This window comes from Microbulbifer sp. ALW1 (assembly GCF_009903625.1).
Lineage (GTDB): Bacteria > Pseudomonadota > Gammaproteobacteria > Pseudomonadales > Cellvibrionaceae > Microbulbifer.
Window position 1 is genome coordinate 3,304,475 of sequence record NZ_CP047569.1, and the last position, 14,589, is coordinate 3,319,063.

The 14,589-nt window shown below is 51.9% G+C and carries 15 protein-coding genes and 5 tRNA genes; 3 read left to right on the forward strand and 17 right to left on the reverse strand.

The features are described from left to right. The 16 genes from GRX76_RS19485 to GRX76_RS13785 form a co-directional block, all read right to left on the reverse strand. Positions 1-759 (reverse strand): ABC transporter permease, encoded by a 759-nt coding sequence (locus tag GRX76_RS19485; protein ID WP_160153835.1) that lies wholly within the window; start codon positions 757-759, stop codon positions 1-3. Between the two features lie 54 nt (positions 760-813). After that, on the reverse strand, positions 814-1,686 hold the full coding sequence (locus GRX76_RS13720; protein ID WP_160153836.1) for an NAD(+) kinase: 873 nt from the start codon (positions 1,684-1,686) through the stop codon (positions 814-816). A 214-nt stretch (positions 1,687-1,900) separates the two neighbouring features. Beyond that, positions 1,901-2,812, reverse strand: coding sequence for a dTDP-4-dehydrorhamnose reductase (gene rfbD, locus GRX76_RS13725; RefSeq protein WP_160153837.1), 912 nt, complete (start codon positions 2,810-2,812; stop codon positions 1,901-1,903). Further along, the gene (rfbC, locus tag GRX76_RS13730) at positions 2,802-3,359 is read right to left on the reverse strand and encodes a dTDP-4-dehydrorhamnose 3,5-epimerase (RefSeq protein WP_160153838.1); all 558 of its coding nucleotides are present in this window, start codon (positions 3,357-3,359) and stop codon (positions 2,802-2,804) included. The genes rfbD and rfbC overlap by 11 nt, the downstream gene beginning before the upstream one ends. Before the next feature lie 2 nt (positions 3,360-3,361). Beyond that, on the reverse strand, positions 3,362-4,240 hold the full coding sequence (rfbA, locus tag GRX76_RS13735) for a glucose-1-phosphate thymidylyltransferase RfbA (RefSeq protein WP_160153839.1): 879 nt from the start codon (positions 4,238-4,240) through the stop codon (positions 3,362-3,364). A gap of 75 nt (positions 4,241-4,315) precedes the next feature. Further along, positions 4,316-5,302, reverse strand: coding sequence for a 1-aminocyclopropane-1-carboxylate deaminase/D-cysteine desulfhydrase (locus GRX76_RS13740; protein WP_160153840.1), 987 nt, complete (start codon positions 5,300-5,302; stop codon positions 4,316-4,318). A gap of 15 nt (positions 5,303-5,317) precedes the next feature. Continuing rightward, a complete protein-coding gene (locus GRX76_RS13745) occupies positions 5,318-6,100 on the reverse strand; it encodes an RES family NAD+ phosphorylase (protein WP_160153841.1) in 783 nt (260 codons plus the stop codon). Continuing rightward, the gene (locus GRX76_RS19490; protein ID WP_370463925.1) at positions 6,097-6,186 is read right to left on the reverse strand and encodes a hypothetical protein; all 90 of its coding nucleotides are present in this window, start codon (positions 6,184-6,186) and stop codon (positions 6,097-6,099) included. The genes GRX76_RS13745 and GRX76_RS19490 overlap by 4 nt, the downstream gene beginning before the upstream one ends. Then, positions 6,183-6,458: an antitoxin Xre-like helix-turn-helix domain-containing protein gene (locus tag GRX76_RS19280; protein ID WP_236250366.1), complete on the reverse strand. Its 276-nt coding sequence runs from the start codon at positions 6,456-6,458 to the stop codon at positions 6,183-6,185. Before GRX76_RS19280 ends, GRX76_RS19490 begins: the two co-directional genes overlap by 4 nt. A gap of 244 nt (positions 6,459-6,702) precedes the next feature. Beyond that, positions 6,703-6,779, reverse strand: a tRNA-Asp gene (locus tag GRX76_RS13755). Positions 6,780-6,804: 25 nt separating this feature from the next. After that, a tRNA-Val gene (locus GRX76_RS13760) sits at positions 6,805-6,880 on the reverse strand. A gap of 148 nt (positions 6,881-7,028) precedes the next feature. Next, the gene (locus GRX76_RS13765; RefSeq protein WP_236250367.1) at positions 7,029-9,449 is read right to left on the reverse strand and encodes a DUF6351 family protein; all 2,421 of its coding nucleotides are present in this window, start codon (positions 9,447-9,449) and stop codon (positions 7,029-7,031) included. Between the two features lie 311 nt (positions 9,450-9,760). Then, on the reverse strand, positions 9,761-10,384 hold the full coding sequence (gene cysC / locus GRX76_RS13770) for an adenylyl-sulfate kinase (protein WP_160153843.1): 624 nt from the start codon (positions 10,382-10,384) through the stop codon (positions 9,761-9,763). 193 nt (positions 10,385-10,577) lie between these two features. Further along, positions 10,578-10,653, reverse strand: a tRNA-His gene (locus GRX76_RS13775). A 207-nt stretch (positions 10,654-10,860) separates the two neighbouring features. Continuing rightward, a tRNA-Arg gene (locus tag GRX76_RS13780) sits at positions 10,861-10,937 on the reverse strand. Positions 10,938-10,956: 19 nt separating this feature from the next. Beyond that, positions 10,957-11,033: transfer RNA gene (locus GRX76_RS13785), tRNA-Pro, on the reverse strand. Positions 11,034-11,371: 338 nt separating this feature from the next. On the opposite strand from GRX76_RS13785, the gene folD reads away from it, so the two are divergent. Genes folD through GRX76_RS13800 form a run of 3 tightly spaced genes read left to right on the forward strand, consistent with a single transcriptional unit; the run spans position 11,372 to position 14,024 of the window. Continuing rightward, positions 11,372-12,217 carry a bifunctional methylenetetrahydrofolate dehydrogenase/methenyltetrahydrofolate cyclohydrolase FolD gene (folD, locus tag GRX76_RS13790; protein ID WP_160153844.1) on the forward strand — a complete coding sequence of 282 codons (846 nt, stop codon included), beginning with the start codon at positions 11,372-11,374 and terminating at the stop codon, positions 12,215-12,217. After that, a complete protein-coding gene (gene rsuA / locus GRX76_RS13795; protein WP_255461811.1) occupies positions 12,210-12,932 on the forward strand; it encodes a 16S rRNA pseudouridine(516) synthase RsuA in 723 nt (240 codons plus the stop codon). Before folD ends, rsuA begins: the two co-directional genes overlap by 8 nt. A gap of 27 nt (positions 12,933-12,959) precedes the next feature. Beyond that, positions 12,960-14,024: a class I SAM-dependent methyltransferase gene (locus GRX76_RS13800; RefSeq protein ID WP_160153845.1), complete on the forward strand. Its 1,065-nt coding sequence runs from the start codon at positions 12,960-12,962 to the stop codon at positions 14,022-14,024. 53 nt (positions 14,025-14,077) lie between these two features. Here the strand turns inward: GRX76_RS13800 and GRX76_RS13805 are convergent, their stop codons facing one another. Further along, on the reverse strand, positions 14,078-14,533 hold the full coding sequence (locus GRX76_RS13805) for a hypothetical protein (RefSeq protein ID WP_160153846.1): 456 nt from the start codon (positions 14,531-14,533) through the stop codon (positions 14,078-14,080). Positions 14,534-14,589: the final 56 nt, after the last annotated feature.

Here is a 14,589-nt window from a genome sequence, read left to right on the forward strand (position 1 = left end):
TTAAATTAATCGCTTGGGTATTTCACCACGCAACTTTCCTAACAAAAAGAAACCAATCCACAAAAAAGGTATGTGAATTACGACGATTGTCGCCATAAAGAGGGGATCAAGGCTCTCACCATAAAGTAACACCTTACGCCCTGACTCAATTAAGTGCGCAAACGGATTCCAAATCAAAAATTCTTGAACGCTATGAGACATATTCTTTATAGGAAAAATCACTCCTGACAAAAACATTAGGAGCATCATTGCCCTGGAAATAATTAACTGGAGGTCAGGTGCGAATGGAATTATGAGGCTTAAATTCACACAATATGAAAAGCATACGACCAAGCAAACCAAAATCCATAAAAGAAAACTCGGGAACCCTGCGAAATTTAACACTCCGTTTAACCAGAGCACTGTAATGACGCAAATCATTACAACTGCAAACTTAAACGTGTGAACCAAAAGAGTTGAAATAGGAAATATTATTGGATGAACACTAAAACTTCTTAAGATTCCTTTCTTCTTTATTAACGAGTTGGCCCCTTGATTAATAACAGAGGAAATCCAGTGCCACACACTAATGCCGCAAAGAAGTGAAAACACATGGTCACTCTGACCTCGCAGATGAGCAAATGCAAAATAAAAAACCGCAACATAAAGGCACGGCTCCAATACCCACCATATGGGGCCTAATAGGTAGCGGTTTAAGTCAGACCGCATTTCAGACCAAAAAAGATATGCAGTTAGACCACTATAATCAATTTTATTCAAGTTACATCACCAAACTTCATCTAAGACTTCTCGGAAGTCGTCAATATTGCTTTACTATTTAACTTGCCAATTAAGTTTTGAGCGGCAAGTTTCATAAAAATTATGTTTTATGGGGTGCACCAGTGTTAACCGGTGAGGCTTTTTATGGATTCTAATTACATCTCCGGGCTGAGTAATGAATTGTTCATGCCCATCACAGGTAACATGCGGCAACGCTACATTTTCATCGCCAATGATAATTTTGAATTCGCTACTTCCTTCAACAACAATAGGTCGACTGCTAAGAGTGTGCGGGTTTAATGGGACAACAACGATAGCATCTAATTTGGGATGCATAATTGGTCCCCCTCCAGACAAGGCATACGCAGTAGAACCTGTAGGGGTAGAAATAATCAGACCGTCAGAGCGTTGTGTATATACAAATTGTCCGTCGATAAAAAGGTCAAACTCAATCATTCGGATATATTCACCTGGATGAATAACCACATCATTCAAAGCAGACCCTTTACCTATGGGCTTCCCTTCCCTTGAGACGGACATATCCAAGAGGAAGCGGCTTTCAGCCATGTATTTTCCCGCTAACACCTCTCCGACTTTAGTCTCAATCTCATCGGGTGAAATGTCCGTTAAAAATCCTAGTCGACCTCTGTTAATTCCTAACAAGGGAACACTAAATTTAGCCAGTGCGCGGGCAGCCGCCAGAAGACTACCATCTCCGCCAACCACTATAACTAAATCGCATAGCTCCCCAAGTTTTTCCTTGGAAGTTACTCGCACGCCATCAGCGACAAAGCTGGCTGCAGTTTCATTGTCAAGAACAACTTGATAACCACCTTTCTCCAGGAAAGTCTTCAATCGCTTTAGCGACTGCACGGCGCTGTCGCTTTCATGGCGACCGATCAAGCCGATACTATGGAATTCTGACACTGTTCTCCCCTTACTGACCAACCCAGGGTCCGTACAGCCAAACAAAAAGTGGTATTTAAACTTTGCTTCTTAGTATATTTTGGGAAACCATCCTGCCGTACATCTTCTTTGGATTGACTAAATTCCTTGAACGGCACCATCTAAAAGGTTGAGGGGCCCCCTAATGACTTAGGAGCGCTTACTCGAGGTTATCCACGCGCCGGAGCACGCCTGCTCATTTTCCAGATAATTCATCTAGCATCATTGCTAATTGCTTACGCCAATGGCATAAATCTTGACCAAAAGTTCTATTAAGGTTCGTTTTGTCCAATACACTAAATGCTGGGCGAGGAGCTTGACTGGGGAAATCTATTTGCGGAATCGGGTAAACTGGAATTATTTTTTCAAGTAATCCCTTTTCAATTGCCAACTCTTGAATTGCAATCGCAAAGTCATACCAAGAGGCAACTCCTGCATCGGTCCAATTTGAAATTTTAGTGCCGCTTGGTTCAGGGGACTCTAAATCGGCGTGCCCTGCATGCCAAATGGCTCGCGCCAATGAGAATGCCCATGTGGGCGTGCCAATCTGATCGGCTACGACGTTTAAGTGGGCACGCTCACCTTCGGACATCAAACGCAGCATGGTCTTTACGAAGTTATTTCCATGGCTGGAGTACACCCAGGATGTCCGCAAAATCAGTGCACGAGCCAAATTACGGTTCTGAATTTCTTTCTCACCGGCGAGCTTACTAGCTCCATATACGCTAATTGGATTCGCGTCATCAGTTTCTGTATAGGGAGTAGATTTTTGTCCGTTGAATACAAAATCAGTCGAAACATGAACAAAGGCTGTATTAACGTGGCCAATTAAAGCTTCAGCAATATTGGCAACAGCTCGCTGATTTAGATCATACGCCGCTTGCTGCTCTACCTCTGCCTTGTCAACGGCAGTATATGCAGCAGCATTGATGACAAGATCCGGCGCATACGACTCTATAACCTCAGTTACTTGGGCAGCATCCAGAATATTTATTTCCCTGCTACCTAATGCCGTAACGGCAAAGTCTTCAGGTGCCGTTCGTAGCAACTCCCATGCCAGCTGGCCATTCTTACCGAAGACAAGGGCTTTACGTCGCTCAACACTCATAAGGAAGTCTCGGTATTTCGCCCAAGGTCAAGCCACACTTGTCCTTTTCAGATAACTGGGGTTTTTTACCTTCCTGCAAAGGCCACGCAATACCAATATCACTGTCATCCCAGCGTAAACTATATTCACTTTCCGGGTGATAATAGTCGGTACATTTATAAACAAATTCGGCGTATTCTGATGTTACATAAAAGCCATGAGCGAAACCTGCCGGAACCCAAAGCTGATGACAATTTTCCGCTGAAAGGTAGGCGCCAGCCCATTGCCCAAAAGTAGGAGAACCATCACGGATATCTACGGCAACATCAAAGACTTCGCCGCTAATAACTCTTACAAGCTTGCCTTGCGTGTGCTTTGACTGGTAGTGCAGCCCACGCAAAATTCCGCGGGATGACTTTGAGTGATTATCTTGAACGAAAGTCACATCAGCGACATTTTCACGAAACCACGTTTCCCTGAAGGTCTCCATAAAAAACCCTCGCTCATCGCCAAATACCTTGGGCTTAAGAACCTTTACTTCAGGTATCTTCGTATCGACAACGTTCACAATTAAAATACCCGGTCTTCAATAACTTGCAGCAAATATTCTCCATATCCACTTTTTAGTAGCGGTTGAGCTAATTGCTGCAGCTTTTCTGCCGAGATATATCCCATTCGATAGGCGACTTCTTCCGGACAAGCAATCTTGAGCCCCTGTCGGGCCTCGATAGTTTGCACAAAATGATTAGCCGCGAGTAGATTGTCATGAGTACCAGTGTCTAACCAAGCCGCTCCACGCCCCATCACTTCAACATTTAATGTCCCTGCTTCCAAGTAGGCTCGGTTCACGTCTGTGATCTCAAGCTCACCGCGAGCTGATGGCACTATAGATTTTGCAATGTCAATTACTTGGTTGTCATAGAAATAAAGGCCAGTCACAGCATACTTTGACTTTGGATGTTCCGGCTTTTCTTCAATTGAAAGTGCGCGACCATCATCATCAAATTCAACAACGCCATACGCTCGTGGGTCGTTAACATGGTAACCAAATACAGTGGCGCCACTTACCTTTGAGGTTGCACTGCTCAATAAGTTCATGAAGTCGTGGGAGTAGAAGATGTTGTCTCCTAGAACGAGTGCACAGTCATCCCCACCAATGAACTTTTCTCCGATAATAAATGCCTGCGCGAGACCATCCGGTGAAGGCTGTTCCGCGTATGAGAGGTTTAACCCCCAAAGCTCTCCTGATCCCAGAAGGCTCTGAAACGCGGGCAGATCTTGCGGTGTCGAAATAATAAGAATGTCTTTAATCCCAGCCAACATAAGAGTAGTTAGGGGGTAATAGATCATTGGTTTATCGTATATTGGGATCAGCTGTTTACTTACTGCCTTAGTCAATGGGTACAGCCGACTACCCGTCCCGCCGGCAAGAATGATCCCTTTACGCACGAAGCCCCCTATTAGTCATTTACACTATGTAACAAAGGACGTAATTATGCCGAACGGCGCCGTTCACGTCGAACCTTATAATGACTGTACATTTATTGTACTGACAGGTTGAAAATCAACCGACCCTCGCTCTCCCTGCAACCCACCGGTGTGAATCATTAGAACTCTTCTCTCTTTTCGAACCCGTTCAGAAGCGGGACCAGACAAACCTCCAGCTAGATTTAGCTGGAGGGCAACTTTAGCGCCGTAAACTCGATCTAACGGAACCGCTAACAAGCTTCCAGATGTTTCGATAAATTTCGCGAGCCGCGTGTCTACTTTGGCGTAGCCGCCACAGTGAGCCCCCTCGATTAACTTAATTTTGCAATGATGGCTCGACAACCTCTGCGCCCAATCTAATGCATCTCCACGAATAGCTCTCTCTGCTTTAAGCACTGGGACACCGTAAACAGTGCAGTCCCCAGGTAATACAGCTGCCAATGCACCTAAAGTTAAACCGGTACCACAGGCCAGCCAATACTCGTCGAATCGTGTGGGGCTGACCTCATTGATAGATCTGCCTAAAATTTGGACACCTCTCGCACCTTGAATATTCGCACCACCTTCTGGCACAAACCAAGAATTATCCAATTTCTGCCCGACTAGAGCCAAAAAGCTAGGGTCATACCGTTTACGATACTCAGCGCGCGAGACGAACCGCAACTCCATCCCAAACCGCTCCGCATCCTGCAGCATGGCACTCAACACTGGCGGGCGCTCCCCGCGGATTATCCCAACGGTTTTGAATCCAAACCGCTGGCCCGCAGCCGCGGTCGCGTGCAGATGATTCGACCAGGCTCCACCACAGGTTACGATGGTGTTTTTCCCCTGCGCCCGCGCTTCCAGCAGGTTGTAGATCAGCTTGTAGGCCTTGTTGCCGGAAATCAGAGGGTCGATAAGGTCATCCCGGCGAATCCACAGGTCGATTCCCGGAAAGAGGTCCGAATTGATTTGTTGATAGGGAACATTGCGGGCAGCCTCGATAAAGGCCTCGAGACTCAGCTCGCTCAGATAGCGGATCATTTCAGGGGCTCTACGTTAGGCAGGCAATGGCAACTGGCCGGACTCTAGGAAGTCAGCGCGGTCGAACTGCCTTGATTCCACGCTGTTTCCTGATTTAACCAGAAAGGCGACGCCTTCGGAGGTCGACTCCGCTGTGACCTCCGCCTCAATCGTGGGCGGCCTTCTTAAAAGCGCTTCAGGGGCAAACAGTGCCACATTCACCCCTTCCCCGCCACTCAGAGGCAAACTCGACAAGCCTGCACACAGGGCCCGCACGGAGGGAGCCTCCAAACCTTTGATGCCACATTCTCGCATCTGTGCCCCGAGGCTCTGGCAAAAACTGTACTCACTCGGTTGGGTAAGCTGTGGCCAAAACGCCTGCCAGTGCTCACTTTGCAACTTTACCCCGGGGTCTGCACAATATTTGGCCGAAAAAACCTGATGGAAACTGGTCACCGGCTTCGCCACCGACCCAACCATGTCATTCAAAAACAGCAACCGGTAGTAAGCGGCCTCGGCCAGTACCGTGGTGACCGTTTTACTACCGTAAAAGATCCCGCTTTCTGCGGTGCCACCAAAGCGCGAGCCCCAGGGGAGCGGAGGGTAACGGAATGGCGTGGCCAGGAGGTAATGCAGTTGCTCACTACCAGGTAGCCGACTGGGTTTACTCTGCTCAAGCAGGTTTTCAAGAACCGCCTGCTTTTGCAGGCTATCCACCAGGCTTCTGGTCGCCACTTCTTCTTGGGACTCGATGATCCGGTACAGGCGACCAATCAGACGGGTGGCAGATTGGAGAATCTTGTCGCGGAAGCCACTCAAACCTTGCCTCGCATGGCATCTAGGTAAGTGACAATCCTTACCAGCCCGTCAATACGGCAGGCCAGCTCTTTGGGGATACCGTTCAAGGCGCGATTGGCAGTGGCAAACCAGGTTTTGGCACCCTCTTCGCCCCCATCAAGACAAACGCCGACCGATAGGCACGCACTAAAAGCAGCGCCAACTGCCCCTCTGCGCTCTGGGGCGCCAGGCCGTTGCGGCGGCGCAGAGTGCGGTCGTCCAGATGGATGATTTCGCCGAGCTCTTTCTTTTTCAGGCCCAGGTGACTGGCGGTATTTAGGGTTGCCTCCAGAAGGACCTGATCTTCTGTCGCTTGCGGGGTATGGGCTGGATTGGCCATTTTGCCTCCGGATTGAAGATAGAGGACATATGACCAAAATATATGTCATTTTTGGACAATTGGCAAACTTGCTGGTGCCCACCGTAGGGGCTAATGCCACATCAGCACGGGACTGATTCGCGGCTTTGCCGCTCACCCTTCGGCGCCCTAAATCGCTTTGCGATTTGGTCGAACGGGGTTCTCACCCAGCAATCCGCAGATACAAAAAAGGCCCTGCTCTTGCGAGCAGGGCCTTTTTTGTATCTGGCGGACCGGACGGGACTCGAACCCGCGACCTCCGGCGTGACAGGCCGGCATTCTAACCAACTGAACTACCGGTCCGCGGTAGTGACTTCCTTTGAGGAAGTGGTGGGTGGTACAGGGGTCGAACCTGTGACCTACGGCTTGTAAGGCCGCCGCTCTCCCAACTGAGCTAACCACCCATTTCGGGCAACTTCTTCAGAAGCTTTCCTTTTTGCTCTGGGGTTATCCCCCGAGAGCGAGGCGCATAATACCGAACCAAAATTTTGTGTCAACAAAAAATGCGCCAAAAACTTTGAAATATTTTTGGCGCATTTTTTCAGTGGGACATTAGTTCTCTTCGCCAGCACTTTTCCCGTTGACGGAAACCGGCGTCGCTTTCACTTCAGCGTCCTGCCCTTCGGATTCCGGCTCAGAATCTTGCGCCAGCTCTGTGGGCAGCTGGCGATAGTCTGCCCCAACGAGATGACCCGCAATAATGACATCACCGCCATGCTGAAACAGTCGATCTTTCGGCCGCCCCAGGTCTGGGGCGCTGTAATTACAAACGCCGTCCGGGAAAATTCGCTTCATGTCAGCAATGTGCTCAACAATGGCTGCAGAACTTTCGCCATAAACCCCTTTCGCCAGGGCTCGCTCGACGGGCTGTAAAGCGCACTTGAAAACATCCCCGGTAATTGGGGCCCCTGCCATTTGCCTCGGCGTACTGTGAATGGGGTAGCGCTGCATGCAGGCACCGTCAGGCTTCCGGTTCCAGCGACCATTCCAAACGCTGGGACCTGCAGCCAAAACATTGCCCGACCGATCAAAACAACGGTCCGTCGCTTCCACAGGCCGATTGCCCGCCACCCCTCGCTCGGGATGCTCGATAATTTTTTGCATCCAGTGATCAACAATATCTAACGCTTCATCGACCGGGTTGTACTTTTTGTGGCTCATCCAGATCAGCTGGTTATCGGCGTGACCACGGGCCCGGCGAATACGCTCCCGACTGGAAAAAGACGCGAGACTGTGGTGCATGTCCAGCTCGCCATCGAGATAGTGGCGCACATCGATAATCGGGATTTCGACATCCCCCAGAAACACGTGCCCGGAACGATAAATCCCCTCGATAGCTTCGACGCTGGCGACATTCCTCGGCGCCGGATTATCCAGGCTGCCCAGGTTCATGTTGTGCTCACTCCAGACAGAAAGGTCTACCGGGAACAAATCCCCGTTCATAAACCAGAGCTTTTCGCCGCCCTGGTCTTCCGGCGGCTTCCAACCACCGATAGTGGCATTCATACGCAGGAACTCGTCGATGCTGATCCGGCCGCCCTTGAGCGCTTCCAGACCGTACTGCACTCCCTGGTTGTCCCAGGCACTATTGGCATAGCCATCGGCACCCGCACCATAGAAATCCCGCAAGTCTTCCCAATGGGACCAGTGGGTATTCTTGGCCACCGGATCCGCAAAACTTTTACTGAAATGGATAAAGTTCGGGTTGTTCACCAGGGGCACCAGGCCACGCCACCCCTGAACACACTCCGAAGAACCTTTAGCAACACCGCGGTAACGACCATCGAAAAGTGCCGCGGCATTCTCAAGAATCCTGAAGCGATGTTCGAATTCATCCCGCGTTGCCAGGCCGATCACCGCCTCACGCTCTGACACATCCTGCCAGCGAGAATCTTTCGCGGCCACCACGTCAAAGAAATACTCCAGCGGCTCACAATCAAAAACGTAAATGGTCTGGCTGACCATATCGGGGTAGGAGTAAAGTGGCAGTGCAGCATCGAGCACCCCCGGGGCGTTCTGAGCCAGCAGATACTGCTGGATGGCGCCACCAGAGCCACCGATGCCTACGGTATACAACGGCTCCTCGTACAAAGCAGCAAACTGTTTTTTGAGGCGACGCGCCGTATCTTCCGCCAGCCAGATGTTGTAGTGATTACTCGTCTGGTTAGCCGTTGAGTAGACCACCGCATAACCGCGTGCCAACTGGTCAGCACGGCGATCAATGATTGAACGGCTGCTGATGTCACCTTGCTGCCGCCCCACTCCCACGCCACCGCGAAACTGATAAATCAACCGCTTGTTCCAGTTGCTAGTGTTCGGTTTTTCCGGTGTCTCTCCATCACCCCGCAATGCCGCGATGGCATAAAAGAATCGATTGATAGTGCCCGTCTCCAGCCGCACCACAAACTCCGTGGTTTGGCCATTGACGGTCACCAGATCGATATCATTCTGCGCCTTCTCGAGCGGATGAAAGTTGCCGTCCAGAGTGCTGCGATAGAAGTAAGCAACTGAGGTGGCATGGCTGCAATCCCGACTGTAGCCAATGACTTCGTCGGTCTTATTGCCCGCCTCGTCCAATGAAAATACCGGGACACCTTCACCATTGTGGTTGTCCACCAAAGGTTGGAGCTCGGTAACTGCGTTTTCACCGCAAAGAAACGGATAGCTGGATGGCCCGGCAAACAGGGTCTCTACCGGCCCTGTTTCACCAATGGCGATGGGAAATGGAAAATACTCTGCGGGACGGCCACTTTTTCTTGGGTGATCCCCGGCGTAGGCCGGTGCCGGCCTGTGATCAAGCGCACCAGCGGGTACCCCAACCACAGGAGCTTTAGGCACACCCGGGAGACGCGGCAATTTTTCGTAGGCGTACCAGAACCCAAGCCCCAACAGCACAAAAAATGAAGCCGCGACACCAGCCAGTAATCGCCGGGTCAAATACCGCGCCGTAATCTTCCGTGCGCTCCAAGCCATAGCTGCCTCCGTACGCCAATACGTCCTGTTCCCTGTGCTTTGCCGGATCAAACCTGCAAGCACAGCAACAGTATATGTGGCGCCGGGAAAACCGTTGGGGACTTGGCGGAGGAGTAAACTAGAAGAAAATTCCGAGGAGAGAGTGGCCCAGAATTCTATTCAAGGAGATGGGGAATACAGGAGGAAATTGAACGAATTTTCGGAGCAATTAAATGAAAAATTACCCCGAAAACTGGAAGTTGCAACACATCAATCCAGAGGACTCTGACGACCTGCTGCAACCTCAATAACGAAAACGAAGCCGTCGCAAATCAGATGATAATGCCACGCTCTTGCAGCGACTTAATGACCGCTTCCACTTCATCTTCCAGGGTCATCTGGTCAGTGCGGAGGTGCAATTCCGGATTGGCCGGCGCCTCGTAGGGGTCGTCGATACCGGTAAACCCACGGATCTCGCCAGCGCGCGCCTTTTTGTACAGGCCTTTCGGGTCACGCTCTTCCGCCGCTTCCAGGGAGCAATCGATAAACACTTCCATGAACGGAAGGTCACCCTCTTCGTGCACCTTACGCACCAGGGCTCGGTCTTCTGCGTAAGGGCTGATGAAGCTGCTCAATACGACAACACCAGTGTCAGCGAACAACTTGGAAATCTCACCCACACGGCGAATGTTTTCCTGACGATCTTCCGCGGAGAAACCCAGATTAGAGTTTATACCGAGACGGATGTTATCGCCGTCTAAGCGGTAACTCAGCACACCACGGGCAGTCAGCGCCTTTTCCACCGCAACCGCAACAGTGCTCTTGCCAGAACCGGACAGTCCGGTAAACCACAGAGTCACACCTTTATGACCCAGCATAGCAGCACGGTCGCCACGGGTTACTTCACCGTCATGCCAGTGAACATTGGTTGCTTTACGCTCGACTACTTCCGTCACATTCGTCCCCTAAGTATTGATTTCGTATGTCTGCAAATGGATAAGTCCGGCCAATACTTAGGCCGAAATCACAAAACTGGCGCGCATTATCCTAGATCGCCACCCTACTGGTAAAGGCAACCCATAGAACAATACCGTCCAAAAACCAAAAAACCCGGCATATAGCCGGGTTTTCGGGACCAGAGGTCAAATATGGGGTGGCCGACGGGGATCGAACCCGCGACCTCAGGAGCCACAATCCTGTGCTCTACCAACTGAGCTACGGCCACCATTGATAAAGTTTTGATTGATGCCTTGTGGCGACATCAACATCCCGAACTGGCACAAAGCACAGCCGGGTAAAAATCGCTGCTACAAACGCTTTGCGGCGATTTTTACGCCCATCAGCTGTACTGATGGGCCGGAATAGCCCTGCGACTCTCAGTTGGCAGCGGCACATCCGACAACCACCGAACCATCCCTACCTATAGAGGTATTGGCACGCCCGGCAGGACTCGAACCTGCGACCATCCGCTTAGAAGGCGGATGCTCTATCCAGCTGAGCTACGGGCGCAAGAAAACCCGGTAAAAAATGGTCGGGGCAGAGGGATTCGAACCCCCGACATCCTGCTCCCAAAGCAGGCGCGCTACCAGACTGCGCTATGCCCCGATTCTCTTCTCAGGAGTCGCCCCCTGTTCGAGAGCGCGCATATTACTTGCGCCCCCCTAGGGTGTCAACGCCGCTAAGCCATTCTTTTTAAAGTAGTTTAGCCTTTGAGCAGATAACCGCCTGTGACGGGCCGATCCAGCGTGACTCTATAGGGAAAATATTCGCAGCTTGTGCGAAAATGCCGCCCCTTTATTAAGCTACTAATTTTAACCAACCTTCAACCAACGCCAGCGCTGGGTACTGATACATCCCTCAGTACCGACGTTAGTGCCGAAGTTGACTACTACGCTTTGAGTGCGTGCCTGCGCCGCACTCCTCGTTCAAGTTGAGAAACTCCTATGTCTGCACTGGTTCTGGATGGCAAGGCTCTTGCTCAGAAAACCGAAGAAGAACTGTCTGCCCGCGTCACCGCACTAAAAGAGAAGAGTGGCGGCCAGACCCCGATCCTCGCCACTATTCTCGTCGGTGACGATCCCGCCTCTGCCACCTATGTAAAGATGAAGGGCAACGCCTGCCGCCGCATCGGTATGGACTCCATGCAGGTGGAACTCCCCTCCTCTACTACTACCGAACAGTTACTGGCGAAAATCGAAGAGCTAAACAGCAACCCGAATGTGCACGGCATCCTGCTGCAGCACCCGGTTCCCGAGCAGATCGATGAGCGCGCCTGTTTTGACGCCATCGCCCTGGAAAAAGATGTGGACGGCGTGACCTGCCTGGGCTTTGGCCGCATGGCCATGGGTGAAGAGGCGTACGGCTGCGCCACTCCGAAGGGCATCATGCGCCTGCTGGAGGCCTACAACATCGAACTGTCTGGCAAACACGCCGTGGTCGTCGGCCGCAGCCCGATCCTCGGCAAGCCGATGGCGGCGATGCTGCTGAATGCCAATGCCACTGTGACCATCTGTCACTCCCGCACCAAAGACCTTGCGGATCACATCAGCCGCGCCGATATCCTGGTCGGCGCCGTTGGTCGCCCGGAGTTCATCAAGGCGGACTGGATCAAAGACGGCGCTGTTGTTGTAGATGCTGGCTACCACCCCGGTGGCGTAGGCGATATCGAACTGGGCCCTCTGGTGGATCGCGCTGCCGCGTACACGCCGGTTCCCGGTGGCGTTGGCCCCATGACCATCAATACCCTGATCTATCAATCTGTCGACTCAGGCGAAAAGAAGATTGGCTGACGGTAAGACCCTGCGTCTCGACAAGGCGATCAGCCAAGTCACAGACCTCTCCCGGGCAGAAGTAAAGCGGGCAGCCAAACAGGAGCGGATCACCGTCAACGGTGTGGCGGTGACCGATCCCTCGACCAAGGTCCGTGAGACCGACGAACTCTGCCTGGACGGCGATCTACTCACCGAGGCCGGTCCGCGCTACTTTATCCTCAACAAGCCCCTCGGCTACGTTTGCGCCACCAAAGACGGCGAGCACCCGACCGTGCTCGACCTGCTGGACGAGCCGAACAAACACAAGCTGCATATAGCCGGGCGCCTGGATATCGATACGACGGGACTGGTACTGATCACTGATGACGGCCAGTGGTCTCACCGGATTACTTCCCCCAAACACCACTGCGCAAAAACCTATTACGCCCTACTGGCGGACCCGATAGAAGACGGCGCGATCGAAAAATTTGAAAAGGGGATCTGGCTCAATAATGAGAAAAAGCGCACCAAGCCTGCGCAGCTGGAAATCCTTTTCCGCAATGAAGTGCGCATTACCATCAGTGAAGGCCGCTACCACCAGGTAAAACGGATGTTTGCCGCTCTTGGCAACAAAGTGCTGGAACTCCATCGCGAACGTATTGGCAACATCGTGCTGGAAGAAGACCTTCTCGAAGGGGACTACCGTCCACTGAGCACTGAAGAAATTGCCGGTATCGGAACAGACTCCCTTTAACCCACTCTGGTAACGCCTGCCGAGCCTATGCTTGCCCTACTTTCACAATTACTGCGCGAGTGCGACGAGAACGCGCTGTGGATTGCCGATGAAAACAGCAAAGCGCTGTTGGTCGACAATACAAACGGCAACAGCCAGCCATTTCCCGGCAGGCTGATCAGTAACCGCTGGGATATAGTGCAAGCAGCAGCAAAAATCGGCATCCGCGCCAGCTTCAATGACTTTGACCTTGAGAGTGCTGCAGAGAGCACCACCCTCGAGGTAGAGGGACGCTTCTCCCGAATCCTGTACCCGGTTTCCAAAGAAAAGGCCGCGGTGCACCACATCATCAATTGCGCCCCGGACTTCCTGCAGCCCGGCGGTGAGCTGTTGCTGATTGGCAGCAAGAACAGCGGAATCAAAACCTACGCACAAAAAGCCGCCCAGCGGTTTGGTGCAAGTAAACAGTTACAGAAGCACGGCAGCGATTATCTGAGCATCAGCAAGGTGCAGTCCCAAACTGGCCAGCGGCTGGACGACAGCGACTACCCGCTGCTGCGCCCACTGGAAAGTTTGGGTGGACTCTATTCAAAACCGGGATTATTTGGCTGGAACAAAATCGATACGGGCAGCGCCCTGCTGGCCGCACATTTTGCAGAACACCACCCCAGTACCAATGCGCAAGTGGTAGACCTAGGCTGCGGCTACGGATATCTCTCTACGCAGCTTGCACAGCAATTGCCGAAAGCGCAGGCAATATACATTCAGGCCACAGACAATAATGCCGCAGCGATACAGGCTTGCCAGAAAAATTTCCAGGAACTGGGAATTCAAGGTGAGGTAGTAGCAGGCGATGCCGGCTCTGCGATCGAAAGTGGCAGCGCCGATCTATTGATCTGCAACCCACCTTTTCATCAGGGGTTCCAGGTGGAGGGCGATCTCACCGACCGATTCCTCAAACAGGCAGCGCGTATTCTACGCCCGCAGGGTATCGCGCTTTTCGTGGTCAATGAATTTATTCCCCTCGGCAAGAAGGCACAGGGTATCTTCCAATGCGCAGAACTACTGAATAAAGAAAAAGGCTTCTGTGTCTACCGCCTGACAAAAAGCTGAAGCGGCGATTGCAATTCGACAAATAACCCTCGAAAAGAATCGCAGACGAATACTCAGTAATCTCGCAGGTTGAACAGGTTCATGGAGAGCGTGTGCTCCTCCAATTGCTCAAGCTCCAGCAGTCGCTCCAGTGCATGCTTGGCCGACGGCGTATCGGCTCCCAGCAGCAAGTCCCGATACTGATCCGCCAGGTAGATCTCTATATCCATGGCCAGCTGGCCAATCGCTTCCACATCGCTGACGTCGATATTGCGCAACCGCTGCAGAAACTCGGGCTCACGCCCCTCCGGTGCGAACTGCACCCAGGTATGCAAAGCCCCATCACCAATATCCTCGCGGAAGTTCTCCAAGGTATGCATCATGGAAACTTCCCGCCGCTTTAACTGGTCCAGCAATAGGCACGCCCGCTCATTGGCGGACAACACCTCGAACTCTTCGTACTGCCGGCTCAGCTTCAGGTGAAACTCCCTCCCCTCCTGAATCACATCTTCCAAGGTCTTGTATCGCATCAATTGATCCCGGGAAAACAACTGCCTAAATCCAGTATAGTCACAAGGATCATTCA